Raw genomic sequence first — 26,293 nt, 5'->3', positions numbered from 1 at the left:
AATTATAAAGAGTTAGATTTTTATGGCAACAAACCAAGAAGAAATTAAACAATCTTTACATACCCAATTATTTACAACTTTAATAAAACTTACAAAGTCAAATGGTAAAGATCAAGTTGTAAATGATAGAATCTCTAAAAAATGTGAAGAACTTGCTAGTAGTGTAATAGCACTCGCTCAAGAGCCATCAGACTCTAATATTGATTTGTATAAAAAGAAAATGCGGAAACTTACACATTCTAAATACATTGTAAGTGAAATATTAAAGGTAATAAAAGAAGCATTTCCTGGAGATCAAAATCAAGTACTAAGAGAGCTAATAGATATTCCGCTTATAGATGTGTTAGCTAAAGAAAACAAACCAGCACGTCCAAAAAAGCTAGAAGAATCCAAAAAAGATCCGCTTAAAACTATGCTACGAGATAGAATAACGGTTAAAAATACAGAATTTACAAAAAAAGGTAATAAGCAAGCTGGTGTATCTGCTGGATATATTGCTAAGGAAACCGCAACTGGTAATACTTTCATGTTAAAACGTTTCCATAAACAGCATAGGAGTTGTTTAGCTCTACAGGGAGAAAAACAGCAAGAGCAAGCTTTAACAGATCGGGATGATGCTGTGCGGGAGTTAATCGCTTCTGATATGTATCCGTTTTTATTATATGGTTGCGCCCCTAAAGAGGCATTAGTAGTACAGTCTAATTCATCATTAATTGGCATACGTTCTAAATTCTTTGATAATGTGGTAGAGCTTGCAGAGTTTGCTAGGGGTACTTATACTACTAGCGTTGGAGCAAATAATAAAAACTTAAAAAAATTAGACGGTTTAGAAAAAGTCATTGCTGCTTGTCATATGTTAGGAGATGGAGATTACCATGCCGGTAATTTGATGGTACAGGATGGTACAACTATAACTAAAATAGATCATGGGAAATCTTTTATAACTTTTCACCAAGATTTTGGTGCTATGGTTGAAGAAACACATAAAATGTTTTCATATGATGGAGTTAACTATACTAAAGCTATTAAGGTAGGTAATTTATCGTTTAACATTGAAAAATATAGTAAAGCATTAGCACAAATGACCAATCAGTTAAATGATCAGCAAATAGATGCTATAATTGATCAAAAAGTTGATGAGTTGAAAAAACATGGGTTCTCTCCAGAAGGTCTCATTGTAGCAGCTAGATTTGAAGGTAATAAATTTGAAGAAAAGCAAATTAATAATTTTGATGAACTAAGAGCATTTTATAAAAAAAACATAAAAGAAAATCTCAATAATATGAAAGAGATAGCAAGAGCAGCAGACACAGTAGCTAAATTTAGTAATGTACCTCCTGAATTTAAAAACGGTCAGTGGTTAGAAACTTTTGCTAAATCTCCTATTAAAAACCCAGTAGCCTATGCAGCTCACCATAATATTGAAATTGAAGGAAAAAGTGCTTTACAGTGGGCCAGCGAACATGATTATCAAATTAAAGTGCCTGCTCAACCTGTAACAACAACTGTTCAAGAACAACAATGGCAAAAGAGTCAAGATGGTAAATGGCAAGAGGTAGAAGTCTCAATGCCGAAGGTTCAAAAAAGTGTAACAAGTTTGAATCCAACAGAATATGTTGCAGATATAGAAAAACGTCTTGAATCTTTGGAAAATAAAATTGAATACTTTGTAAAAGAGACAGTAACAGCAGGTAAAAAGATTACTATAGAAAAACTAGAAAGGTTTTACGACAAATTATTAACCCATCTAAACAAAGAAAAACACCTTACTGATGAGGATGTTAAGGCAATACAGAACGATCTGCATTATAAAGAGAATATTGTAGCAACAGCTCACTTAATGGAAATGACGATCCCTAATTTAACTGTTGCAGATAAGATGCGTTATAAGGTAGCAAATTTTTGTGAGAAAATAGGACTCTCTAGTTTATCGAAGCATTTAATGCATAAAATTACTCCTGAAAAATTGGCTAAGATAGATGACGCAGAAAAGGTTGTAGCTGAAAGCCTAAAAATTAAAGAAATATTGTTAGAACCCAAAGTAAAACCTGTAACGGTAAAATCTACACCAAAAGCTAGAACGGCTAAAGTAAGATAAACAAAAGACCTTTAGAAAATCAAGAATTGCGTTATCGTCTTCAGGGATCGTAGGTCAGAGCTATCGAAAGTTCGAAGAGGAAGCGGTTTTAGAGTTCATCATGGCAGTTTAAAAGTTATAGAAAAATAACCAAGGTCATTGCGAGGAGGAGGCGATGGAATCGCCAACGCGGCAATCTTGTGAAATAGGGACAAGTATTACTTCAAAAGATTGCCACGTCGCCGCTTGCAGCGGCTTCTCGCAATGACATTTATGCATTTTAAAAAAACAAACTTTTCTATCATTAGTTGTGACTTTCAAACCGCCATGTCTTCCAGCTTATCACTACAATCTTTGAAATTAGTCACCAGCCCTTTAATAATTGACTCACTTGATTGTTATTGAGTAGCTTAGGTTTTTATGGTTATTTTTTCTAAAACTATTTTATTGTCAAAAGCACCATTGGTATCTTTTTTATGCTTTTTAATGTTTAGTATATCCTTTAATTTATAAGAGTTGCTATTACATATTGCCTCAAGTACTTCTATGATATCAGCAATTTCTTCGATAGATTCACTTTCTAAAAATTCTTCTACCTCTTCAGAAAGTTTCTGTCTTAATAATTGTTTATACTCAGCCAATTCTGCAATACGAAAGACTGGTATTCGACCAGATTTTAAGATAATTTGCGGAACTAAATCTCTCACTAATTTTGTCATATTACCTGTGTATTATTGGTTAAAGGTTAACCAATCGTCATAAAATTGGCATTTTCTAGCCATAGAATTCTGCAAATAATTTCCTTGTTAGGATATAGTTTTGCTACTATATGTCGATAAAAATTCAACTGGTCAATATAAGATTCCTTAACTAATTGACAGGTCTTAGGTGGACTAGCATCGGATTTATAATCAATAATGGTTATTTTTCCCGTATCAATAGCAAGTAAATCAATTCTTCCTATCTTAACCTCATCATTTAGAGTTGTCCCTATCGTCACTTCAGTTTTTAGCTCTTGGGAAATAAGTGCCATAAATTCTATATTATTCAGTAATTTATCAATATTGATATGAATCTTTTCTTGCAGAGTTGTTGGTAACTTGTGAATAAACGGATGTTTATTCATCATAGAAAAATCATTGATCTTTGTGGCATCTTCTAGAATTTTATGAAATATCTTACCATATTCCAAATGATCATTAACTATAAGAGGAGAATTGACTGAATAATTTTGCTTTGTATTTTTGGTGATTTTATTAATTAAAAAAAGGTTTGGTATCCAATCTTCAATGTCATTCCGGCTGCCTTCAATGTCATCCTGCTTTGGTGCGGGATCTAGAATATCTAAAGCACCTTTTTGGTCTATTTCTTTAGATTCCTGCCCATTTCCACTTCCTTCAATAACTGATTCATAAACTATAATACCATTTTCCTGTACCTTCCCGTGCATATTCATTGTTCTAGCAACCAACTCATACCAACAATTTTGTGGTAGCTTACTACTTGACTGATAACCACATATCACTAAATGGTCCTCGGCTCTAGTCATTGCAACATAAAGTAGTCTAATATATTCTTGTAAGTCTTTTTGTTGCTCCTTTTCTTTGAGAACTTTAAAGAATTCTGGGCTATTGGCTGATTGAGTGGTAGAGAACACTTGATTTTCGTCCCAAATGAATTTATTACTATTAGTTGGTACTGAACTAGTATCGCACAGAATAACAATAGGTGCTTGCAGACCTTTAGAAGCATGCACGGTCATAATTTTTATCTTACTTGACGATTCTAAATTTCTTTTAATCTCAATTTTGTTATTTTCAAACCAATAAACAAAGCTTTGCAATGAGCTATCTATATTATTAGCATAATTGCTACTCAAATATATCAATTCATTTATTACGTCATTACTATCAAATCCATTAGCCTCAACTAAAACTTTTCTAACATCCAAACAATTGACAATAAGTGAAAAAAAATTCTCACAATTGGCAACCTTATATAGCTGCAAGAAATGATATAGTTTCTTATATATACTTGCATAGTCTAGGACAGTTTGTAGGTAACCCCAAATAGAATTCTTGCCCCGAGAAACTGAAATAGTTTGTAGTGCCTGTTCACTCATACCAATTATTGGTGATTTTAATAAACTAGCCAAATTCAAGTCATCTTGAGGTAGTAGTACAAATTTCGCTATGCTCATTAAGTCTAATACTGACAAATTTTTATTTAAAGTGATCCGATCAACATCTTCTACTGGCAAACCATGTTGCTTAAGACAGTTAATAATCTCAAAAATCAACTCATCTCTCTTGCGTACCAAAATCATAAAATCTGATTCTTTAACTTCGGAATTAGTAGCAGGCAGGATTCTTCGACTTGCTATTTGGCTTTTTATAAAACTAGCAATTTGTTGTGCAAGTAATTGCTGAGCAGATTTGGATTTATTATGCTCTTCCAGTAAAGGCCAAAACAACTTACTCTCTTTTTCATCCTTAACTAATGGCCAAAGTTCAACTCTACCTTTATGAGTTTGACGAAATGGCAAAATTTTAGGATTATCAGATGTAAATAATTGTGGAGTAGTATGTTTAATTTGTTGAAAAATTAGATAAACAATATCAATAATTTCTTTAGTAGATCTATAAGACCACTGGAGGGTAATATTTCTGAAATTCTTATTTGCATCAGATAGGTTTTTATACAAATTTTCATTAACATAACTAAAAGAGCTAATATCTGCTCCTTGGAAGCTAAAAATCGACTGTTTCTCATCGCCTACGACAAAAATAGTACTTTTTTGCTTAGTGCTAGAAGTAAAGTCTGCTATAATTGCAGTGATAATGTCCCATTGTTCCGGGCTAGTATCTTGTGCTTCGTCAACAAGCAAGTGGTCAATCCCGCCATTAAGTTTATAAGCTACCCAATTTTTTGCAGCATTATCCATTAATAATAACTGCGTAAGATAAATTAAATCATCATAATCAAGCAAACTATGCTGGGTTTTGTAGGAATCATATTTATCAAGAAAAATCTTTGCCAAGTTACGTAATGAATTTGAGTAATTCTCCATATCTTGCATTTTAGCTTGTTGATCTAGCTGAAAAATTCTCTCTTGAATATATTCAAGTTCATTCAATAACTTTGGGTACTTCATTGCCATAGATTTAGGCAATATATTCTTACGCTTAAGGTTTTCTTTAGTAAGAAAAAATTGCTGAATTTCTTGATCTAAGTCAATAGCTATTGAGTATTTTGCCAATAATTGCTTGGCTTGGTCATAAATATTTGATAATTGTGCAAAAATAGTTTGAGCATCGTACTCTACAAAATCCATTTGTTTGGCAAATAATTTCTTAAACTTAATTTTTTGCTGGATTATCTCAGAGAAAATATCATTGATAGTTGTTTCATGGAAATTTGTCAGAAAAAAACTAATCAGCTCATTATAAGTCGGATCTAAATAGATTTGGTTTCTTATTTTGCTAAGAACCCCTTGTGTCGTAATCTCGTCAAGAACCTGAAATTCTGGATTAATGCCAACTTCAAAAGGAAATAATTTAAGCATCTTCTGACAGAAAGCATGGATAGTGTAAATATTAATACCATCTTCAGAGTTTAGTAGTCTGTTATATAAAGTTTTGGTATATTGCACCTCACTTTCTAAAGGCTCTCTAGTAAGTAATAAACCTAACTCTTCAGTTAATTTAGCGGTTTCGTTTGCAGCAAATTGAGCAAGTTTATTTTTAATCCTACTCTGCATTTCAAGGGTGGCTGCATTAGTAAAAGTTAAGCATAGTATCTTTTCAAATGGAACTCCCTTAATTAGTAACCGTAGCACCCTATCTGTTAAAATTTTGGTTTTGCCTGTACCAGCTGAGGCAGAAACCCAAACAGAATATTCTGGGTCAGATGCTTGTTGTTGTAATTCATTCATTTTATTTCTATTTGAGTAACTTAAACTTTTTTACTCACATTAATAGCCATATTACACATTAATTTAATAACTTTATTAATTAAGAAAGCAAATACTACCTTACTACTACCTTGTACTAGAGCTATATCTTTATGTTCAATTTCCTCAGCCTGAAATTGTTTTATGCTATTTACTAATTCTTTCTCTAAATTATACAATTCGAGATAATCTATTTGTTTCTGATAATGTTGTTCAATCACTTCTTCTACACTTTGCGTTAGTAGCATGGCAGTTTTTGTTCCTATCAATATCGATCCACTACCAAGTACATAGCCAATAATATGCCAAAATGGTATCAAAATAGTTGGTCTAACATTATGTTGTAATAACAAGTTAGTAAAGTAGCTCAAATGTACTTCTTCTTGCTGCATCATATGTTTTATTGTAGAGGAATCTTCGTGGTTTTTGCAATAATTTAATTGCCCTTGATAAATTCGTTTAGCCCCATATTCTCCAGCATGATTTACTCTAATCATTTCTTTTATGATATTGTCTGAATTGGTGAAATCGGGTCTTGCCATATGCTGCCTTAGTATCTAAATAACGGATAATTTATTGCATTACGCGAATTCGGGTATTTTATAATAGACCTTATATCTTAAGAATGTGTTATAAGTAATTAAAGAGGGTGACTTGAATAGACCTTGACTAAAATAGTCGCTAAGAGAATAAGTACCCTCTTTTTGGTAGTTTACCTTGAACAAATTGCAGAAGGTGGTCTTAAAAAGAGCAGCCTTGCACCATAAGAAGAAGGAGATTATATCATGAATAAAATAATAGGTCTAGACGTAAGTAAAAACTGGCTTGATATATGTGTATATAATACAAGAGATAAACCTAAATATCATCGTTTTGCCAATGATGCAGCTGGTCATGAAGAGATGATTAAATTAGCAAAAGAGCAAGAGATTAAGCTAATAATATGTGAACCTACTGGAGGATACGAAGCTGAGATTTGTCAAAAGCTGGATAATAATAACCAACAAATACATAAGGTCAATACATATAGTTTTAATTCTTTTAGTAAATCGGTGAATTTGTATAAAACTGATAGGAAGGATGCATTTAAATTAGCATATTATGCGGATAAGATGCAGCTTTCAGCGAATTATATATATCAAGTTGAATCAGAGACTTTGAAGAGATGTCAGCAAAGACGAGAAGACTTAGTATTAATGCTTAGCAATGAAAAGAAAAGACTACATCATAGCATTGATGGTATTGATAAAGAGAGTATAGAAAAACACATTAGATATCTTTCGAAGCTCTACTTCTGCTGGTAATTTGTGCGTCGATCCGGTACTCGAATCCTCACGTACATTTAGTACGCTGCGGTTCTGCGTTCCGTGTCTCCTACAAATTCCCTAGCATAAGCGAGTTTCGAAAGATATCTATTAAATTTTTACAAAATGAAATAGCTGAGCTTGATAAAAAGTTAAACAAAACAATAGATGAGTCAGAAGAGTTAAAAGAGAAGGTAAAAATATTAGAGACTGTACCTAGGTTCTGTTGACAAAAATTTTAACGTAACCATATTAAAGTTCCAACGAAATTTAGAAAAGCTAAGAAAGTGGCTGGAGTCTTATCAAATCTAGAAAACATACGCCTAAAATGTTTGATTTTACCAAATAAGCACTCAATTAAATATCGTTCTTTATAAGTATGTTTATCATATTCACGTTGTACTTTACGGTTAGATTTTGGTGGTATAACAATCTTACACCCCTATTTTCTAAACTTTCTACAAATGCACTACTATCGTATCCTTAAATAATAAATGTATTCCTTAGCCGAACTATAGACAAAATCTTTCTTCTCAAAATGATAAAACTCAATACCTATTTTAGATAGAGGATAAAAATGCCTGCCAATTGCTAACTTTAGTTGCACATAACGCTCAATCACCAAATAATACACACTGACAAGGCTTAAATGTTGATACATACGTCATAACAACCAACCGATAGCACACACTAAGCCAACTATGACTGAATTCTTAGTACCCTGCCCAAACATACGGAATTTATGGTCATAGAGCTGAGACCCACGGGTAAAACTACCCTGATTCTGTATTTGCATAGGGTTATTGTGAAAATTGTGCAGCAAAATGCTGCACAATTTCCAAGTCTGCATGTCCTTCAGCGAATTGCTGCATGTACTTAAATTTCCTCTTGATTAATAACATTCATATTTACTAATGCTTTTTTATTTCTACTGCTTTTTGGTCATATCGATTTTTTGCTTGTAGGACTATTTCCTGAATTTTTTTCTCAAAGACCTTAATAGGTGGCAATTCAGTCCAATATTCTGCTACATGTATGCCACTTGCTGATACATCCAAAAGCTCAATTTGAGCATGTGATTTTTCAGTGCAGAGAATAATGCCAATTGGCGGGTTTTCTCCTTCAAAGGTCTCATACTTCTTAAGCCAATTTATATAAAGCTCCATTTGCCCTTTATATTCTGCCTTAAATTTGCCAGTTTTGAGTTCAATCGCTACTAACCTTTTGAGTTTCCGGTTATACATAAGTAAATCTAAGTAAAAATGCTCATTATCTATGGTCATTCGCCTTTGACGTGCAACAAATGAGACTCCTGTATCAAGCTCTAAAATAAATTGTTCAATTTGCTGCAAAATAGCACTTTCTAGATCACTTTCATAAGGTGCATCCGGCAAATTTAAAAATTCTAATATGTATGGGTCTTTTAACACTAACTCTGGAACTAATTCATTATTTGATTTTAATAATGACAAGATTTGTCCACTATGTTTTTCAGATTTCTTGGATAACTCGCTTCTTTCATAAATCATTCTATGGATGCTAGTGCGAAGTTGCCGTACACTCCAATTACCTTGTATACACATATATGCGTAAAATTCTCTTTGGTTTTGTTCTTTCAATGGCAATAACTCTATTATATGACTCCAGCTCAATTGTTGCGACACTGTCGCAACAATTTGATGATTTTCAAAAGAATCATAAAACTTAATCATCCTAGTTATTCCAGTGTAAGTAAACCCTTTCCCATACTCAGCTGAGAGATGTTGTGCTAGTGTTTGTACGATCGAGTGGCCATACTCTGCTCTTTGATCTTTTAAGATTTCTTCCTTAATTCTCTTACCTACGTGCCAATATACCATAGTCATCTCAGAGTTTGCTACTCTTGCTACTCGGTTCTTGGCTTGAGTTATCAGAAGTTTTATATCCTCTATCAAAGAATTATGGTCATTCGTTATTATTTGGTTCATTTATTTTTCCTATTAATATATTTTTAGTATATTTATTTTTTAAGTAGCACTAAGCGAAATCATACAATTTTTTAACAAGTTTCTGAAAAATTAACAAAATTTGTATATCCATTAGCAAAATTACTTCATCCCCATTCAGTTATTATTATTTATATTGCTAATATTACTTGGCATCTGACTATAGATCGGATCTGTTGTGTAATCGGTAAAAGTTGAGTTGCTACCAAAAGAACTAGAAGAATACATGCCATTATCACAAGAATTCATCACACTATTGGAATGATGAATATTTTGAGGCATGTGGCTATATCTAACATCAGTAAAATAGTCTGAAGAATATCCTCCATTATCAAAAATACTCTGATCTACAGAAGATGTATTATTACCACCAAAATTTATGAAATTATCCTGATGATTATAAGTATTTTGTAAGGTTTTTATATGTTTAGACATCCTGTCTGCACTTAAATTATATTGAACATTTTCCCTACGATAATTAGAAAAATCAGCTATAAGTTTTTGGAGGTTTATTTCTTTTTCAAGAAATTTCAGTATGTCAGTTATTATCTTGTTCATCACTTTCACTTTAATAAAAATTAAAATTCAAAAAATTTGTAGCACTTATTATTTAGGTAAATATATATTTTTAGCCTTAATAGCCTTAGCTCCAAGACTTGTATTATCACCTATTTTCTCTCCAACTCTTATTATCGTAGAATCCGAAATATCATTAAGCTTATGCTCTATGTCTACCTGATCTTTTACCACTTTTAACGGCACAGTTTGTATATCTTGTACTATTATTTTCTCTCCTACGGATAAATTATCATTAAGCACGTGTCTTGTATCCTTATTATATGATTGTTTAGCAGAATTTAGATCATTTTCTACTTTTTGGTTCAGTGATATTTCCCCACCTGTGGCATCTCTGACAGTTGCCTGATTACGCAATTTTTCGGTTGATCCAGCAGCTTCAGTTTTTAGCTGCTTTGTGGTTTTAATTGCTGTGTTATTAATATGGGAATCTATGTTTGATAATTCCTGTCCTTGAATGCCTACGGTTACTTTATCCCAATTTTTGTTAGGAAGGGGATTATCAATACTCATTACCTGTTTAGCCAGCTGATCAGTTTCAACTGGATGCGACATCATCCACCTAGCTTCCTGCTCTTTGCTACTAATCTCAGGGTGAGTATCGATAATTTTCTGCAAAACAGCATAATTAACATTGCGATCAATAGTTGCTGAGTTTTGGTCAACATAACTCTTCTGAGATTGTAGAGATTGCATGGTTTGAACAGTCCTAGCTATTTCTCTACCTATTGATTGTTGTTCACTCATTGTTTGGCTCAAGCCTGTAGTTAGAGACTTAACATCATCACTAGTGCCAGTAATACTATTAGTCTTGGCAGCATTTTGACTTTTTCCATCGCTGCATTATAGGCTCTTTGCTCGCTGACCGACATCTCTCTTGAGATGCTGTCACTATTGCTGCTACTAACTCCGGTACTAGCACCAGTACCAGCTATTTTGAAACCAACACTGGCACTGGTGTTGGTAGCAGTATCCATAGTGGTTCTGCTACTGTTTCCTTCACTAGAAGCAAATCCTTGTGACAAAGTCTCTCGCAAACTTTCTTGCTCGCTCACCGACATACCTTCAACAACTGCCTCGCCTCTAGCTATTTTGTGAGCTAAATCGAGCATTTGCCTGTTTTCTGCTGATGTTAACTCTGCTGACCTATTAGTTAATGCCCCCCCATCTTGCTTTGAGTATTAGTAAGTTGTGTTTGAAGACTATCCGAATACATTTGCGAAGCACGATAATTAGTAGGCAAACTATCTATTGGTTGACTGACGATTTGTCCACCGCCAAAATCAGGTGAGACTACTCGCATACCACCATCATCAATTATTCCGCCTCCCATATGCAAGCTTGCAGCATATTGTTCTTGACCAATATTCCTGCCTCCATGGCTGATAGTATCGATATTAAGGTTATTATCAGCAATATTACTGCCTATACTTGCCGCCGTACCACTAGGTTCTGTTGACAAAAATTATAGTTAGGCAAGAGGAATAAAAAGTTGCCATAGTAAGAAGAAATGGTAGTTTCTAGTTATCAAAAAAAGGAACTACCAATATGAAGTATTACATAGAAGAACAAGCATGGGAAGTAATTTTATCATTTTGTAAGGAAAGAAATGGTATACACAACAAGAATGAAGAAAAAATGAGACATTTTATTGAAGCAATATGGTTTATTGTTAGAACAGGTTGCCAATGGCGTCTTATAGCTGATGATTATGGTTGTTGGTACAGTATTTATCGCAGATTTAAGAGATGTGTTGACAAAGGTATATGGGAGGATTTAATGGATTATGTTAAAGTAGATGCAGATATGGAATCAATTATGATTGATGCAACTATTGTGAGAGCACATGCTTGCTCATCTAGATATATCAAAGGTAATCAAGAAGAAGCGGCTTTAGGTAGAAGCAGAGGTGGTTTTAGTACTAAAATTCATGCCCTTGTTGATGCCCTTGGTAATCCATTAAAGTTTATACTAACTGCTGGGCAAAGAAATGATATAACTCAAGCGGGAAATCTTACTCAAGATGTTCAGAATACGACTGTGATAGCCGATAAAGGATACGATAGTAGTGCATTTGTAGAAAGTTTAGAAAATAAGGGGTGTGAGATTGTTATACCACCAAAATCTAACCGTAAAGTACAACGTGAATATGATAAACATACTTATAAGGAACGATATTTAATTGAGTGCTTATTTGGTAAAATCAAACATTTTAGGCGTATATTTTCTAGATTTGATAAGACTCCAGCCACTTTCTTAGCTTTTCTAAATTTCGTTGGAACTTTAATATGGTTACGTTAAAATTTTTGTCAACAGAACCTAGCAATTTCTTGATTCTTAAATAGTAATAATTGTTCTCTTCTTTTTAATAAAGCATGTAACTGTTGTTGGCTATTACTATCATAAGTAACCTTCACTGGTAAAGCAAAGCACGTTGCATAATCATGCAACAATTTACTATCGATATTATCAGTTTTAGCAAGCCATCCTTTAGCTTTAGCATAACTACGCACTTTATTAGGGTGTACTGTAGCAAAAGGCAATTTATTTTTAAAAATTCTCTTAAATTATGTTCATATCCACCAGTAGGTTCAAAGACAACAATTAACTCAGATAAGGCAGGATAGTATTTATTAATAGTGCTAAGCATAGTAGTAAAGCCATGTTGATCATTGGTAACTTCAAAAGCCTTGTTGGTAGCTGGTAGATAGATATTTAAAGTTTTTTTACTAACGTCCACACCAATATAAGTTGTTGCCATATAGAGCCTCATGATTCCTATTAATAATAGGATATGCTACATACTCATACGCAAGGTTTAAACCTTATGACATCCGTTCGTAGTCTTTATCCAAAACAGGATGGGTCTTTGCTGAGGTACGAAGTCTTTAAAATTCAAAGCTTCAATTCGACATACAGTTTACCCATCCTACCACTATATATAACTGATCATGTTATATTTATCATGGTTTTTTATTGTATGAATTAGATATAAGAATTAATAATTCTTATATCTAATTAGCTTGTTATAAGGAAAAATGCATTCTTGAAGCGATTCTGCAAGTGCATTTTAACTTTTTTTATCATTCAATATGTGATTTTAATAATTAAAATCGCATATTGAATGGAGTATTATATTTTAACAATCAGGTGGGCAGCCGCTTCAAACCTGATTGTTTCTATATATAACACTGAATTCGATGTAACTTGTTACATCGAATTCAGGTTCAAATAAGTATGGATGGCAAAGGTAGAGCTTTGGACAACGTATTTATTGAGCGATTTTGGTGTTCGTTGAAACAGGAAAAAATTTGTCGAATAATTTTAACAATTGTAAAGAAGGTAAAAGTAGCTATTAAGGAATATATCGATTTTTATAACCAAGAAAGAATGCACCAAGCATTGGGGTATAAGACTCCTAGCTCGATGTACTATAAACAAAAAGTTGCATAATAGTGACAATAATAATTTCATGGGAATTATATCTCTAAATTGCTAAATTTTTGTCTAAACAATGGCGACCACATCTCAGTATGTATTCCTTTTATTTGTCTTTAAAACTCTAGAATTTGTTCCCATGCATTCGAATCTATGTAATACTTAACTCTAGTAGTCCTTTTGGCTTTGATAACCGAAGACTACCACTCTCCTTATATAAAGTTAAATTTTTTGTTCACAGAGCATAATATAAAGAAATAAGAAAATGAATAAATATTTTATATTATTAATAATGTTAATCGTGCCTAATAATTCATTTGCTCAACAACAAAGATATATATCTAATTTTATTACACCAGTTACTTATTTTGTTGATCATGTTAAACAACTAAATTTGCTCAAAAATAATTTAATTAAACATAGACAAGCGAGTATTATAGGAATCAGTGGCATGGGGAAAACCCAACTTGTTAGGATGTACTCTTATGAAAATCAAAATGATTATAAACTTATTTGGTTTATTGATTGTAATTTGGATATTAATCAAGAATTACTAAAACTAGCAAAAGTGATTAATAGTACTACTAAATCTAATTTAATATCAGAAGATATTAAATCAATACGAAAAGAAGTAATGAGCTATTTATCGAGTCAAGAAAAATGGTTGCTGATATTTGATAATCTAAAGGTAAGTGAAAATAAAAAAGTTCAAGAACTTGTTGATTGGGAACATAACGGGCATGTTATATTTTGTTCCCAAGATAGTGAAATATTACCAAACATAGTTAAAATGACTGCATTTGAAAAAGCTGACGTCAGTACTCTTGCGAGTAATATTCTAGAAAATAACGATGCAAAATCAGCAGAATTTTTGAGCGAAGAATTTGCTGGTTATCCTATCATGATAGTACAAGGTGCACAATTATTAAATAATATACAAGGTTTAGATAGAGAAGGATATAAGAACAAAATCCAACAATCATCAGATAAAATTAGATTGAACATTATATTAGCTATCAATGAATTAAAGCCAAGTGCAAGAAATTTATTAAATAAAATAGCTATGATAAATAATCAAAGTTTTTCAAAAGAACTTTTAAAAATTATCACTGATAATCAAAATACTCTTGACGATGATATTTATCAATTATCTAAATTTACCTTAATATCTAACATTGTTCCTAATAGCACTAATCCTATTTTTGAAATGCATGATGTTATTGCTCAGAAAATAGCTGAGATTAAGGGTAGCAGAAATAATAAAGCTTATTTAGAGGATATTGTTAGCAAATTAATGAATTATATACCACAGACTACAGTAAAAGCTCATATTTTTAGAAATGCTAAAACTATGCCAGAAAATCTTGAAATAATTTTAAGAAATTCAGAAAAATATAATGCAAATATATATAAAATTATGGAACTTAATTATCAAATAATGACCCAATATAACAATTCTCTTAATGCTTCTATTACAGAAAAGAAGATTAACTGGTTTAATAAAGTTGATCAGGAAGGAAAATTTAAGTTATGGTTAATGAATAATAAAGAGAAATATGTATATTTAAAGTATATACAAACAATAGGTAATTACTATAGGAGTTATTCTAATTATAGAATGGCAATGAAGTATTTTATAAGAGCACAAGAAATATTTGAGAATATCAAAGGTTATGAATCTGACAAATGGACTTTATTTTATAGTTTAGCAAGGTGTAATATTGTATTTGGAGAGGTGCAAGAAGCTGAGAAAAACGTTCTAATGATAGAACAAATGCTCAATGATGGTTTAATAGATCAAAGCGACCTAGCACATATACATTTTATTAAAGCACAGTTATTATTTATACAAGAGAAAACTGAATCATTAGATGAAATTAATAAAACTATAGAAACATGTATTAAAAATGGGATAAGTCCTGACGATCTATTGCTTATACCTCCTTATATACTTAAAGTAGAAATATTAAATTATCTTGAAGAATATCAAAAAGCATATGAGCAAGCTAAGAGATTATATAATTTATGTGAACATTGCAAAACGCCTGAAATACTTGGTGAAATCTATCGTATAATGGCAAGAAGTGAGTTAGGATTAGGTATGCTAGACCAAGCTTTAGAGCATATTAACCAAACTATCTCTATATTTTTAGCCTGTGAGCGTATGACTTCTAAAGATGCGGATTTTTTGGAAGTTCCAGAGCTAGCAATAAGCTACGTAGTACAAGGTGATATTCTATTTGCCCAAGATCATATAAAAGCAGCAATAGAATCCTATAATAAGGCCTATACCATATATTATTATTTATATAGAGATAATCGTAAGAATGTAGCTCAAGTTAGTTACTTATATACTCAAGGAGCTAAAGCTGCATGTAAAGCAAAAAACTTATTTAGTTATAAATTTTTTGGTAAACCGCAAGTCAAGGAATTTGGGATAAAGCACCCTAATACTGTATCTATGTTTGAGTATTGTAAACAATATAATATGGATTTATGGGCTAAAGAAAAATAGATTTAGGGTTCTGATATACTCGGTGAACTTCAAGAATTGGCGTTGTCGTGTCTAAAGATCGAAGCTGCTCACGTACTAATGTACGCTCCGCTGCTCGACTTTGACACTCCTAGCTCTTCTTGAAGTTGACCTTCGTCTACCAACTCTTCATTTACGAGCAGTATACTTGCTATAAAATCAATAGTTGACAATAGTTAAGTAATATAGTTAAATAAATTGAGATAAGAAGGAATATGAATGAACAAACCAAAGATAAGATAATAATATAACTTTTCTGAAACCATTAACTAGCAAAGAAAATGAATAAATATTTTATATTATTAATAACATTATTAATAATGCCTCTTAATTCATTCGCCCAAGATCAAATATCTAATTTTGTTACACCAGTTACTTGCTTTGTTAATCATGTCAAACAACTAAATTTACTCAAGAATAATTTAATTAAATATCGACAAGTAGGTATTGTAGGCGTCAGTGGCATGGGGAAAACACAACTTGCTAGAATGTACTCTTATGAGAATCAAAATAATTATAAACTTATTTGGTTTGTTGACTGTAATTTAGATATTAACCAAGAACTGCTAAAGCTAGCAAAAGCTATTAATGTTGCTTCTAAATCTAATTTAATACCAGAAGATATGAAATCAATACGAAAAGAAGTAATGAGCTATTTATCGAGTCAAGATAAATGGTTAATAGTATTTGATAATTTAAAGATAGGTGGAAATGAAAAAGTTCAAGAATTTGTTGATTGGGAACATAACGGACACATTATATTTTGTTCCCAAGATAGTGAAATATTACCAAACATAGTTAAAATGACTGCATTTGAAAAAAGTGACGTCCGTACTCTTGCTAACAATATTTTAGAACATAGTGACCCAAAATCAGCAGAATTCTTGAGCGAAGAATTTGCTGGTTATCCTATCCTGATAGTACAAGGTGTACAATTGCTAAATAATGTACAAGGTTTAAATAGAGAAAAATATAAGAAAGAAATCAAACTATCAGCAGATAGAATTAAATTGAACATTATATTAGTTATCAATGAATTAAGACCAAGTGCTAAAAATTTACTAAATAAAATAGCCCTAATAAAAATCAAAGTTTCTCGAAAGAACTACTAAGTTATATTACTGACGATAAAAGTACCTTGAATGATGATATTTACCAACTCTCTAAATTTTCCTTAATATCTAACATTGATCCCAATGATACTAACCCTGTCTTTGAAATGCATGATGTTATCGCTCAGAAAATAGCTGAGATTAATGGCGATAAGAATAATAAAGCTTATTTAGAGGATATTATTACTAAATTAGTTGGATGTGTGCCAAAGAGTGTGATAAAAGCCCAGCTTTTTAGGAAAACGAAAACTATGCATGAAAATTTTGAGATACTTAGTAGAAATGCTGAGAAATATAATGCTAATATATATAAAATTATGCAACTGAACAGACAACTAATATCAGCATATCTTATCTCTTACGATTACCATAATACGGAAAGACTCATTAATTGGTTTAATAAAAATGATCAACAGGGGGATGGTAAGTTTAAATTATGGTTAATGAATAATGATGAGAAATACACATATGCAAGTTACCTACGAGTAATAGGCGTGTATTATAGAATTTGTTCTAATCATAGAACAGCAATAAATTATTGTATAAGAACGAAAGAAATACTAGATAATGTACAAGGTTATGAATCTTTTAAATGGGTTGTACTGTTTACCTTAGCAACATCGAATATTGCATTAGGGCAGGTTCAAGAAGCAGAAGAAAACATTAAAATTATAGAACAAATTGTTAATAAAGGTTTAATGGATGAAAGTGACATATTTTATATACATGATGCTAAAGCACTTCTATTCTTCATACAAGGGAAATATACTGAATCATTAGAACAAGTTAATAAAAGCATAGAAATAGCCATTAAAAATGGGACAAGTCCTGATGACCCATGGCTTATAAATTCCTATAATATTAAAGTAGAAGTATTAAATTATCTTAAAAAGCACCAGGAAGCGTATGCCATAGCCAAGCAAGTATATGACATGTGTAAATCCTTTAAGAAAGAAGATGATGAAGTATTTGGTTGCACTTTTGTCGAAATGGCAAGAAGTGAGTTAGGACTGGGGAAGCTAGACCAAGCCTCAGAGCATGTTAATAATGCTATTTCCATATTCTTAACCAATGAACTTAGAAACCCTAAAAATACAGATTATTCAGAAGATACAGATCTAGCAGCGAGCTATGTAGTGCAAGGTGATATTCTATTTGCCCAAGATAATATAGAAGAAGCTATAAAATCCTATAATAAAGCTTATAGCATATATTATTATTTGTATAGAGATAATCGTAAGAATGTAGCTCAAGTTAGTTACTTATACAGTCAAGGAGCCAAAGCGGCATGTAAAGCAAAAGACTTATTTAGTTATAAATTTTTTGGTAAACTGCAAGTAAAGGAATTTGGGATAAAACACCCTAATACTGTATCTATGTTTGAGTATTGTAAACAATATGATATGGATATATGGGTAAAAGAAAACTAGGTTGTATTGACAAGGCAACAACCGACATTGGCATCCTGAACATGTTATGTACCATATTGCTTCAATAAACCGTCTAACCTTATCCTCATTTCTTGTTTTTATAGTCGCTCCGTCAAAAGTCTAGAGATATAATATCTACTATGTTTATCAAGTAAAAAAATATAGAGAATCCATAAGAAAATGCTATAATATGGGCATAAACCTTATGGATTAGTTGATTTATGCCGATAGAAAATAGACCTTATATCTTAAAAATGTGTTATAAGTAATTAAAGAGGGTACTTATTCTCTTAGCGACTATTTTAGTCAAGGTCTATTTTTAGTTAAAGAATTTTTCTTGCTTTTTTTCTTTGATAATTCAGAATTATTGTGAATTTTTTGTATACCTTGATATCCTGTATCAGTAATCGTTTTAACCTTAGGATGGATAAGAATTTTGGATTCCTTAAATAATCTAAAGTCATGTTTCTTACCGTTAGAAAAATCTGTACATATTACTTGGTGCGTTTTCTTGTCTACCACTATTTGAGTTTTTAGTGTATGCCTTTTCTTCTTTCCTGAATAATAGAATTTTTGTTTTTTTTAGGTCTTTCTATAGGACTCTCAGTAGCATCAATCAAGACTACTTCATAATTCATATCACTCTTCATTAGAGATTTGCAACCTGGAAGAGCAAAGTTTGGGTGTTTAACTAGGGTGTCTTCTACCCATTTAACAGCTTTATATGCTGAACTTTCACTAATCCCATAGTTCTGACCTATATGGAAATAAGTACGGTATTCTCTAAGATATTCTAAGGTCATCAGCAACTGTTCCTCCAAATTGAGCTTATTCTTACGCCCACCTTTTGATTTCTTAAAACCATCAGCTTGCCTTAAAATATCCACCATCTTTGAGAATGTTCCCTTCCTTACTCCTGTTAATGACGAAATTTTTCATCCTCTAACTCTTTAATATGTTCGAATTTCATTATTACTTCAAATCAGATATTTATAACACCATTCTACATCATTGTCTAGTTTCGAAAGAAGTCTAATATATCAATTTTATTAGACCTAGTGATCTTAGAGATAGTACTAGGAATTAATACAAAAATTCCAAAAACAAGAAAACTATATTTTAATATAATACTACAATAGAAAATAAAAATGTTTATTTTTACAGTAGGTATGAATTTTGCTATGCCAATTAAAATGGCTAGGGATATTAGAGCAGTTGGAATACTAATTTTGTGCTGTAGACCAACTGCCTGATTTTCTATCCATCGTAAGGATAACCCAAAGCCAATGAGAGCTCCTATTGCCGTCGGTATCATAGGTGGCCATTGTAAAGATTGAGACACTATGGTGTATAGTGAAATTATTATAGCAAGTAAAAACCAAAATTTTTTGCAACTATGTTGAAACACTTCTACAAGCAATGCTCTTTCTAAATATGTTTTCCATATATGTAAAACACAAAATCCAAATATCAAACCACCAATTACATCATATATACTATGAACACCAAGATATACTCTTGAAAGACCAATACCAATTATTGGCAGTAAGCATAAATACTTGAAAGGACTATTTTTAAGACTTAAAAAGATTGCTAGCCAAAAAGTGGTTGCCACTTGAACATCACCACTAGGAAAGCCAAAAGGATCATACACAGATATTAAATGTAAAGATATGTCAGGACGCGATATTTTAAATAAATTCTTTAACAAGCAATTAAGTAAAGTACAAAAAGGTATTAAAAATCCTAATGATCTAAATAATAATGCCGATGGATTTAACCAATATCCTAAAGCAGTAATGGTAATATAAAAGTAATCACTAGCAAAAAATGGAAATAACTTAAATATGGTTGTTAGAAAATCTGTTCTTATTTCTACAATCCAACTAGAATCTATCATGGAAAGAACGCTTATAATGATTAATATAGTTTGCAATAAAAACTGATGCTGGGATACAAAATCCGATTATAGCCCATTGTATTTGCCTGATAGCTAATGGTAAAGAGGAGATATAACCAATTGTAAAAAGCATTTTGACTATAAAGAGCATGAGAAAACACAGTATTGTTGCTAATATTTTGCTTCGTAGATTTATAATTGTTATTTTTTTTGTAAAAATGTTTTCAGAAAATATTACTCCAATAAGAGCGTAACATGCCATATATAGATGTTCTTCTACCTTATGTATAGATGCAATGTACAACATCAAAAATGTAGTAAAAGTCAATAAAATTGCTGGCAATATTTGCTTTTTTGTGCTTGCAAGAAATGTATAAAAGGCTATTAATAAAGAACCAAAAAATATGGCTCCTAGAATATCAAAATAATTATGATAGCCAAAATAGACTAAACTCACTCCTATTCCAAATAGCAAGCCAGTTATCAGAATTTTACATATACGGCTTTGTGTTTTTGTCATCAGCCAACCATACAAAACAACTGAAGACTGCATATGACCACTTGGAAAAGCAAAACCTTGTTTACCAATATGAGCGGATAGTGGTATTTGAAATGTAATTTTTAGAGCAAAATTAAATAACATACTTATTAATATTAAACATATTGCATTAAAAAACACTTTTTGCTCTAACCAAATATAGCCTAGTATCAGTAGTGGGATAATGACTATATCATGACTAAAACTTAAAAAAATCTTAGCAACATTGTCTAACATAAAAAATTGTAGAAGATTTGAACTTATAGACACTATTATTTACTTGGTTGTCAATTAATCTTCACCCATTGTACAGATACTATGTATACAAGATTTTATCATTTTATCAATAGCTAATTCTAGAATCTTGTTCAGTTTAATCATTAATTGGTTAGAGGAGAAACAAAGTATTGTTATAAAAAATATTTGATTCTTGATGACTTAGTGGAAATCTAATATATTGTATAATATAGGGAGAGTGCTTATGAATTTATCCAAAAAAATAAAGAACCATAAAAAACAAAAAAACTACACTCTATTATATATGCTTGTAGCTATGATTGTATTGGTGTATTTTGTAACTTTAATAAAGCTTTCAAGTTAAAACTATGGGAAAAAAAACTATCCTTCAATTTTTTGGAGGTATTATTCTATTGATAGGTGTAATAATTTTTGCAATTAATCATCGAAGCACATCTAAGAATGATGTAGATACTCATATAGTAGAAATTGTAACGGTTATAAAGAATCATAGATTTGAGCCAAATATTATTAGAGTAGAAAGTGGTAAGAAGATTCGTTTTACTATACACAACCAAGATAGTACAGTAGAAGAGTTTGAGAGTCATGATCTGCACCGAGAAAAGATTATTATGCCAAATGACTCTATAAATATCATCCTTGCCCCTTTAGCCCCAGGTAAATATGATTTTTTTGGAGACTTTCATCAAGAGACAGCACAAGGGTCTCTCATTGTTAATTAAATTTATTTAGGTTTAGATGTTTAAAATAGCATTAGTGGTATTCAGGGAATGCTTAGAAATAGCTTTGTTGCTTGGTGTAATACTTGCTGTGACAAAACAATTAGAGAAATCTAGAATTTATATAATTGCTGGAGTCATGCTTGGTACAGTTTCTGCTGCGTTATTCGCTTTCTTTACTCGTAGTATAACCGTAGCATTTAGTGGTCTAGGTGATGAGATATTTAACTCTGGAGTTATTTTGTTAACAGTTGCATTAATTGGTTGGACTATAGTATGGATGCAAGGTTATGGTATTAAGATAAAACAAAATCTTAATGATTTGTCTGTAAAAATTAGTAGCGGTGATAGTAGCTATATAATGCTAGTACTGATTGTTGCGGCAACTATTCTTCGAGAAGGAATGGAAATTATTATATTAGTTTATAGTATTTCCTCAGTCGAAATTATTGACAGTAATAGCTATCTACTAGGATTAATCATTGGTATAGTCAGTGGTCTAACCCTGGGTGTCATTATCTATTTAGGTTTAATAAAAATAGTAAACCAACTATATATATTTCGTATATCTTCCATTTTATTAATGCTTGTTGCTAGTGGTTTTGCAGCGGAAGCTGCTGGTATATTGAGCTCTTCAGGGATTATTACTATTTTATCCGACCAGCTTTGGGATAGCTCTTGGCTCATTTCTGACAGAAGTATCTATGGTAAATTCCTAAAAATGATTACTGGATATATTGCTAGACCTAACGGATTACAAGTTGTTTTTTATGTTTGCACTCTAGGTTTAATTAATATCTTAATACAAATAAAAATCAGACACACAAAAGTAGTAACAGAGAAATAAAACTATTTATGATTAATTTTTTATCAGAAGTTGCTCCGCTTATAGCTTTTTTTATTGGCTATTTTTATGGTGGTAGTATACAAAGTGCGACGTTATATATACTTATTACTTCAATTATTTGTATTAGTCTGTGTTATCTTATAGAAGGCAAAGTTTCCAAATCCTCCTTAATATCTTCTGGAGTGTTGTTAGTCTCAGCTAGTATAGTTTTGATTAGTGGTAACTCTATGTATATCAAAATCAAACCAACTATTCTATATGTAATTTTTAGTAGTACATTTTTTATCAGCGCCATAAGAAATAAGGCCTTTTTGAAATATATGTTTAATCATTTTGTCCAACTTGAAGATAAGAACTGGAATATTTTAAGCTATAGATTTGCTGGTTTTTTACTGTTCATGGCAGTGTTAAATGAAATAATATGGCGTAATTTTGCAGAATCTACATGGGTTATATTTAAAATATTTGGAGCAATACCTATAACGATCATTTTCTTTTTACTACAACTACCTTTTATACTGAAAAACAGACTTCCAGATTCAACAGAGTAAGGTATACTCTTCTGTTCCTACGAATTGTTTCTTGAAAATATCATGGATTCGCATGCTCACGTACAACTAGTCACACTACTACCATGATTTTAATTCTATCGTCTATCAACTCTTCATTTACGAGCAGTATATAGATTGATGAAATATTTTGTAACATAATGTAACTTGCATGTAATTGTTTAAGGCATTAAAATAAGTTGAATTTCTAAAATGTTAGCAAAATTAACCAATGCAAGTATCAATACTAAACCCAGTAAGTTGTTATGGTGTAGGCGTTCATTCCGGTAACATTACTCAGATGACTTTAAGACCAGCTGTAGAAAATACCGGTATTGTTTTTGTCAGAACTGATGTAAGGCAAGAGATAAATTTTATTCAAGCTAGTTGTTTAAATGTTTCAGAAACTTCTTTATCTACTACCATAAAAAATGAACATAATATTTATGTTTCAACTATAGAACATTTAATGGCAGCTCTTTGGGGATGTGGAATCGATAATTTAATAATTGAAATCGATGGTCCTGAAATCCCGATAATGGATGGTAGCAGTAAACCATTCGTCTTTATGATAGAATGTGCTGGTAGACAATTACAAAATGCTCCAAAGAAATACCTAAAAATCTTAAAAGAAATTAGGGCAATTCACAGAGATTGCGAGTTAGTAGCTAACCCTGCTCATAGCATGACAGTTGATATGACAATAGATTTTGCTAGTAAAGCTATTGGCAAGCAAAATTTAGTCTTCTCAGAGAATGAGTCTTTCAAGAATAACATTGCTGATGCTAGAACTTTTGGATTTATCCATGAACTTGAATATTTAAAAAGCAAGGGCTTAGCACGTGGTGCATCTCTCGATAACGCTATAGGTATAGATCAAGATATTATAATAAACCACGATGGACTTAGATATAAAGATGAATTTGTACGGCACAAACTTCTCGATCTGTTCGGAGATTTATATACTACAGGAGGTCATCTAATAGCTGACATCACGGGTTATAAAACTAGTCATGCTCTGAATAACCAATTCTTACGACAAGTGTTTAGTGATCGCAGCTCCTATCAATGGGTTAGTGCTAGAGAAATTTAGGTTATTTTTTACCCAAAAACTTGAAAATTGGTTTACCAACTCTTCAAGTTTTTGCAGTATATACTGCTCGTAAATGAAGAGTTGGTAGACGAAGGTCAACTTCAAGAAGAGCTAGGAGTGTCAAAGTCGAGCAGCGGAGCGTACATTAGTACGTGAGCAGCTTCGATCTTTAGACACGACAACGCCAATTCTTGAAGTTCACCGAGTATAAATTTAAAGAGGGGATATTTATACGCCTTATGTGCAGCTATCGTTAACTCTAGTATCGGTATTATGTCAATTCGGGATAAGGTCATAATTTAGTGCTATAATAGGTCTCTTTTTTTTAACTAGCTATGGTAGAGGGATTGTGACCACAAAATTACCTCTCGAAACTAGTATTCAGATAATAAGAGGTTTATATGAGAAAAATAGTAGAAACGCTTAACACGTTACAAGATACCCGATATCTTAGAAAAATCATGCGTAAGGTCTATGGATTAATAAAACCAGCTTGCTTCTCTAACTTTTCAAAGTGATAGATGCCAAAAGCAAACCCTAGGGTTATTGGGATCATGAGAAATAATAACCCATAATTACCAAAATATTCTATTAGATATACAAGACCAAAAGAAGCAATAATATAGATTAAAGTACGCGATAAAGCGAAAGACAAACTAACGTAAGTACATCGTCTAAAAATAGGAATATGCCGGAAAAAAATTGTATCCGCTGGCATGGTACAGATACCAAATAGCCCCGTCATTAATTGGATTAGAAATATGACAATTGGGGTTTTATAATGGTCTAGTAAATAAGGACAACTAACAATAAAAATACAAAATATCGCTAGTCTTACCTTAAGAATTATTAATGGGTATATTTTATAACTTAAATATGCATAAATTAAAGAGCTAACTAAAGATAGCATTACAAGAAGAAAATTATGATGAATTACTGCCTCCGGCGAATAACCACAAGAGTTTTTTAAAATGCTACTACAATGGATATAAGCAAAATAGAAGCATATAGGCCATCCACACTGTATCACGAAGTAAGCTAACATTGTTGTCATGTTAAATTTTGTCGGCCCAATAGAATTATCCACTACTGATTTTTGTCTTAGAAATTTTGGTGTTTCTTTCAGCATCGTCCTAGCCATTGTCCCAACAATAGCTATTGTTGCACCTGCCCAAAAAGCTAGACGCCAACTAATTCCAAATGACGTACTAAAAGATGCTAAACCAAGTGCAAATATTCCTCCTATGATAGTACAAACTGAAACTAACGCTACAATTGGATATTGGATAGGTGGTTTGGTCATTTCAGTCAGATATAGTTCAACACCTATTATCTCTCCTACGGAGGATATACCTTGAAGAATCCGACATATTATAATTATCCAAGTAGAGACAATACCTATTTGATCATAAACAGGTAAATTAGCTATAGTAATACATGAAATAGCCATTATAAACGTTGTTATAATGATTGTTGCTTTATAACCAACATTATCTCCTATATAACCAAAAATCAAAGCACCAACAGGTCTAAATATATAGGTCAAACAAAAAGTTAAAGCAGCTAGGAGTGAAGCAGCGTGTGGATCAGTCTTAGGAAAAAATAGATCATTTAACAGAATTGCTAAATGAATATACAGCATCAGATCAAAATACTCTAAAAATGTACCTATTAAAAGTAAACCTGTAGTATATTTTTGCTCTGTTGTTAGATGAGTCTGAGTAAGTGTTACCTTTGATTGAATAATTTCATCCATAGTTATACCCTTTACATGCTAATTTTTAGTATATCTTAACATTATTAATGTTTAAGTTAAAATGAATTTCTTACTAATAGTATGTTAATAATAACAAATGTGTGTTATAAAAGTAATTAGATAAAAAAATAGAACTATGCACGTAATAGAAAAGAATATTAAGCTGCTTTGATATAGCTAATTACTTCTTGGTTTTGTAGATAGAGAAGCTGGAGATACTATAACTC

General features: G+C 31.7%; 24 protein-coding genes and 2 pseudogenes. 11 read left to right on the top strand and 15 right to left on the bottom strand.

The genetic code is table 11. The features are described from left to right. Positions 1-22 precede the first annotated feature (22 nt). Entirely contained in the window at positions 23-2,098 is a 2,076-nt protein-coding gene (locus AAGD36_RS05635; RefSeq protein WP_341755270.1) for a hypothetical protein, read from the top strand. A gap of 389 nt (positions 2,099-2,487) precedes the next feature. Here AAGD36_RS05635 and AAGD36_RS05630 read toward each other — a convergent pair whose 3' ends face one another. From AAGD36_RS05630 to AAGD36_RS05615, 4 genes and pseudogenes are all read right to left on the bottom strand, one after another. Further along, complete coding sequence (locus AAGD36_RS05630; RefSeq protein WP_341755269.1) at positions 2,488-2,796, bottom strand: nucleoside triphosphate pyrophosphohydrolase; 309 nt, start codon at positions 2,794-2,796, stop codon at positions 2,488-2,490. A gap of 26 nt (positions 2,797-2,822) precedes the next feature. Beyond that, positions 2,823-3,548, bottom strand: a complete 726-nt coding sequence (locus AAGD36_RS06975) for a PD-(D/E)XK nuclease family protein (RefSeq protein WP_410521254.1) — start codon at positions 3,546-3,548, stop codon at positions 2,823-2,825. Continuing rightward, positions 3,534-6,011, bottom strand: a pseudogene (locus AAGD36_RS05620) (UvrD-helicase domain-containing protein); the annotation flags it as partial. The gene AAGD36_RS06975 and the pseudogene AAGD36_RS05620, both read right to left, overlap by 15 nt. A gap of 20 nt (positions 6,012-6,031) precedes the next feature. Further along, complete coding sequence (locus AAGD36_RS05615; RefSeq protein WP_341755268.1) at positions 6,032-6,571, bottom strand: demethoxyubiquinone hydroxylase family protein; 540 nt, start codon at positions 6,569-6,571, stop codon at positions 6,032-6,034. A gap of 243 nt (positions 6,572-6,814) precedes the next feature. On the opposite strand from AAGD36_RS05615, the gene AAGD36_RS05610 reads away from it, so the two are divergent. After that, the gene (locus tag AAGD36_RS05610) at positions 6,815-7,333 is read left to right on the top strand and encodes an IS110 family transposase (protein ID WP_341755267.1); all 519 of its coding nucleotides are present in this window, start codon (positions 6,815-6,817) and stop codon (positions 7,331-7,333) included. A 472-nt stretch (positions 7,334-7,805) separates the two neighbouring features. On the opposite strand, the gene AAGD36_RS06970 is transcribed toward AAGD36_RS05610, so the two are convergent. From AAGD36_RS06970 to AAGD36_RS05580, 6 genes are all read right to left on the bottom strand, one after another. Further along, positions 7,806-7,994, bottom strand: coding sequence for a TraD N-terminal domain-containing protein (locus AAGD36_RS06970; RefSeq protein ID WP_410521232.1), 189 nt, complete (start codon positions 7,992-7,994; stop codon positions 7,806-7,808). Between the two features lie 250 nt (positions 7,995-8,244). Continuing rightward, positions 8,245-9,300, bottom strand: a complete 1,056-nt coding sequence (locus AAGD36_RS05600; RefSeq protein WP_341755266.1) for a YhcG family protein — start codon at positions 9,298-9,300, stop codon at positions 8,245-8,247. A gap of 135 nt (positions 9,301-9,435) precedes the next feature. Beyond that, the gene (locus AAGD36_RS05595; RefSeq protein ID WP_341755265.1) at positions 9,436-9,876 is read right to left on the bottom strand and encodes a hypothetical protein; all 441 of its coding nucleotides are present in this window, start codon (positions 9,874-9,876) and stop codon (positions 9,436-9,438) included. Between the two features lie 48 nt (positions 9,877-9,924). After that, positions 9,925-10,641 (bottom strand): hypothetical protein, encoded by a 717-nt coding sequence (locus AAGD36_RS05590; RefSeq protein WP_341755264.1) that lies wholly within the window; start codon positions 10,639-10,641, stop codon positions 9,925-9,927. A gap of 20 nt (positions 10,642-10,661) precedes the next feature. Continuing rightward, positions 10,662-11,006 (bottom strand): hypothetical protein, encoded by a 345-nt coding sequence (locus AAGD36_RS05585; RefSeq protein ID WP_341755263.1) that lies wholly within the window; start codon positions 11,004-11,006, stop codon positions 10,662-10,664. Between the two features lie 41 nt (positions 11,007-11,047). Continuing rightward, entirely contained in the window at positions 11,048-11,356 is a 309-nt protein-coding gene (locus AAGD36_RS05580; RefSeq protein WP_341755262.1) for a hypothetical protein, read from the bottom strand. A gap of 86 nt (positions 11,357-11,442) precedes the next feature. On the opposite strand from AAGD36_RS05580, the gene AAGD36_RS05575 reads away from it, so the two are divergent. After that, positions 11,443-12,195, top strand: a complete 753-nt coding sequence (locus AAGD36_RS05575) for an IS5 family transposase (protein WP_341755261.1) — start codon at positions 11,443-11,445, stop codon at positions 12,193-12,195. Positions 12,196-12,307: 112 nt separating this feature from the next. Here AAGD36_RS05575 and AAGD36_RS05570 read toward each other — a convergent pair whose 3' ends face one another. Beyond that, positions 12,308-12,655 carry a hypothetical protein gene (locus AAGD36_RS05570; RefSeq protein WP_341755260.1) on the bottom strand — a complete coding sequence of 116 codons (348 nt, stop codon included), beginning with the start codon at positions 12,653-12,655 and terminating at the stop codon, positions 12,308-12,310. Between the two features lie 476 nt (positions 12,656-13,131). On the opposite strand from AAGD36_RS05570, the gene AAGD36_RS05565 reads away from it, so the two are divergent. The 4 genes from AAGD36_RS05565 to AAGD36_RS05550 all read left to right on the top strand — a co-directional run bounded on the left by AAGD36_RS05565 (position 13,132) and on the right by AAGD36_RS05550 (position 18,407). Next, positions 13,132-13,347, top strand: coding sequence for an integrase core domain-containing protein (locus AAGD36_RS05565; protein WP_341755259.1), 216 nt, complete (start codon positions 13,132-13,134; stop codon positions 13,345-13,347). A 250-nt stretch (positions 13,348-13,597) separates the two neighbouring features. Then, positions 13,598-15,847 carry a tetratricopeptide repeat protein gene (locus AAGD36_RS05560; RefSeq protein ID WP_341755258.1) on the top strand — a complete coding sequence of 750 codons (2,250 nt, stop codon included), beginning with the start codon at positions 13,598-13,600 and terminating at the stop codon, positions 15,845-15,847. Positions 15,848-16,146: 299 nt separating this feature from the next. Continuing rightward, complete coding sequence (locus tag AAGD36_RS05555) at positions 16,147-16,977, top strand: hypothetical protein (RefSeq protein WP_341755257.1); 831 nt, start codon at positions 16,147-16,149, stop codon at positions 16,975-16,977. Between the two features lie 26 nt (positions 16,978-17,003). Next, positions 17,004-18,407: a tetratricopeptide repeat protein gene (locus tag AAGD36_RS05550; RefSeq protein ID WP_341755256.1), complete on the top strand. Its 1,404-nt coding sequence runs from the start codon at positions 17,004-17,006 to the stop codon at positions 18,405-18,407. Between the two features lie 318 nt (positions 18,408-18,725). Here AAGD36_RS05550 and AAGD36_RS05545 read toward each other — a convergent pair. The 3 genes and pseudogenes from AAGD36_RS05545 to AAGD36_RS05535 form a co-directional block, all read right to left on the bottom strand. Then, positions 18,726-19,377 (bottom strand): annotated as a pseudogene (locus tag AAGD36_RS05545) (IS5 family transposase); the annotation flags it as partial. Positions 19,378-19,422: 45 nt separating this feature from the next. Then, on the bottom strand, positions 19,423-20,307 hold the full coding sequence (locus tag AAGD36_RS05540) for a phosphatase PAP2 family protein (protein WP_341755255.1): 885 nt from the start codon (positions 20,305-20,307) through the stop codon (positions 19,423-19,425). Further along, positions 20,294-21,115: a phosphatase PAP2 family protein gene (locus tag AAGD36_RS05535; protein ID WP_341755254.1), complete on the bottom strand. Its 822-nt coding sequence runs from the start codon at positions 21,113-21,115 to the stop codon at positions 20,294-20,296. The genes AAGD36_RS05540 and AAGD36_RS05535 overlap by 14 nt, the downstream gene beginning before the upstream one ends. A 335-nt stretch (positions 21,116-21,450) precedes the next feature. Here AAGD36_RS05535 and AAGD36_RS05530 point away from each other — a divergent pair, with 335 nt between their 5' ends. From AAGD36_RS05530 to lpxC, 4 genes are all read left to right on the top strand, one after another. Further along, positions 21,451-21,825, top strand: a complete 375-nt coding sequence (locus tag AAGD36_RS05530; RefSeq protein ID WP_341755253.1) for a cupredoxin domain-containing protein — start codon at positions 21,451-21,453, stop codon at positions 21,823-21,825. A gap of 16 nt (positions 21,826-21,841) precedes the next feature. Next, positions 21,842-22,669: an FTR1 family protein gene (locus AAGD36_RS05525; RefSeq protein ID WP_341755252.1), complete on the top strand. Its 828-nt coding sequence runs from the start codon at positions 21,842-21,844 to the stop codon at positions 22,667-22,669. Between the two features lie 8 nt (positions 22,670-22,677). After that, positions 22,678-23,220: a septation protein A gene (locus tag AAGD36_RS05520; protein ID WP_341755251.1), complete on the top strand. Its 543-nt coding sequence runs from the start codon at positions 22,678-22,680 to the stop codon at positions 23,218-23,220. Between the two features lie 229 nt (positions 23,221-23,449). Then, the gene (gene lpxC / locus AAGD36_RS05515; protein WP_341751321.1) at positions 23,450-24,310 is read left to right on the top strand and encodes a UDP-3-O-acyl-N-acetylglucosamine deacetylase; all 861 of its coding nucleotides are present in this window, start codon (positions 23,450-23,452) and stop codon (positions 24,308-24,310) included. A 472-nt stretch (positions 24,311-24,782) separates the two neighbouring features. Here lpxC and AAGD36_RS05510 read toward each other — a convergent pair whose 3' ends face one another. Further along, complete coding sequence (locus tag AAGD36_RS05510) at positions 24,783-26,066, bottom strand: MFS transporter (RefSeq protein WP_341755250.1); 1,284 nt, start codon at positions 26,064-26,066, stop codon at positions 24,783-24,785. Positions 26,067-26,293 lie beyond the last annotated feature (227 nt).

The organism is Candidatus Tisiphia endosymbiont of Ptychoptera albimana, from assembly GCF_964026605.1.
In the GTDB taxonomy this organism is placed as follows: Bacteria; Pseudomonadota; Alphaproteobacteria; order Rickettsiales; family Rickettsiaceae; genus Tisiphia.
Note: the sequence above shows the minus strand (reverse complement) of the source record. Positions and strands in the feature narration are given on the sequence as shown.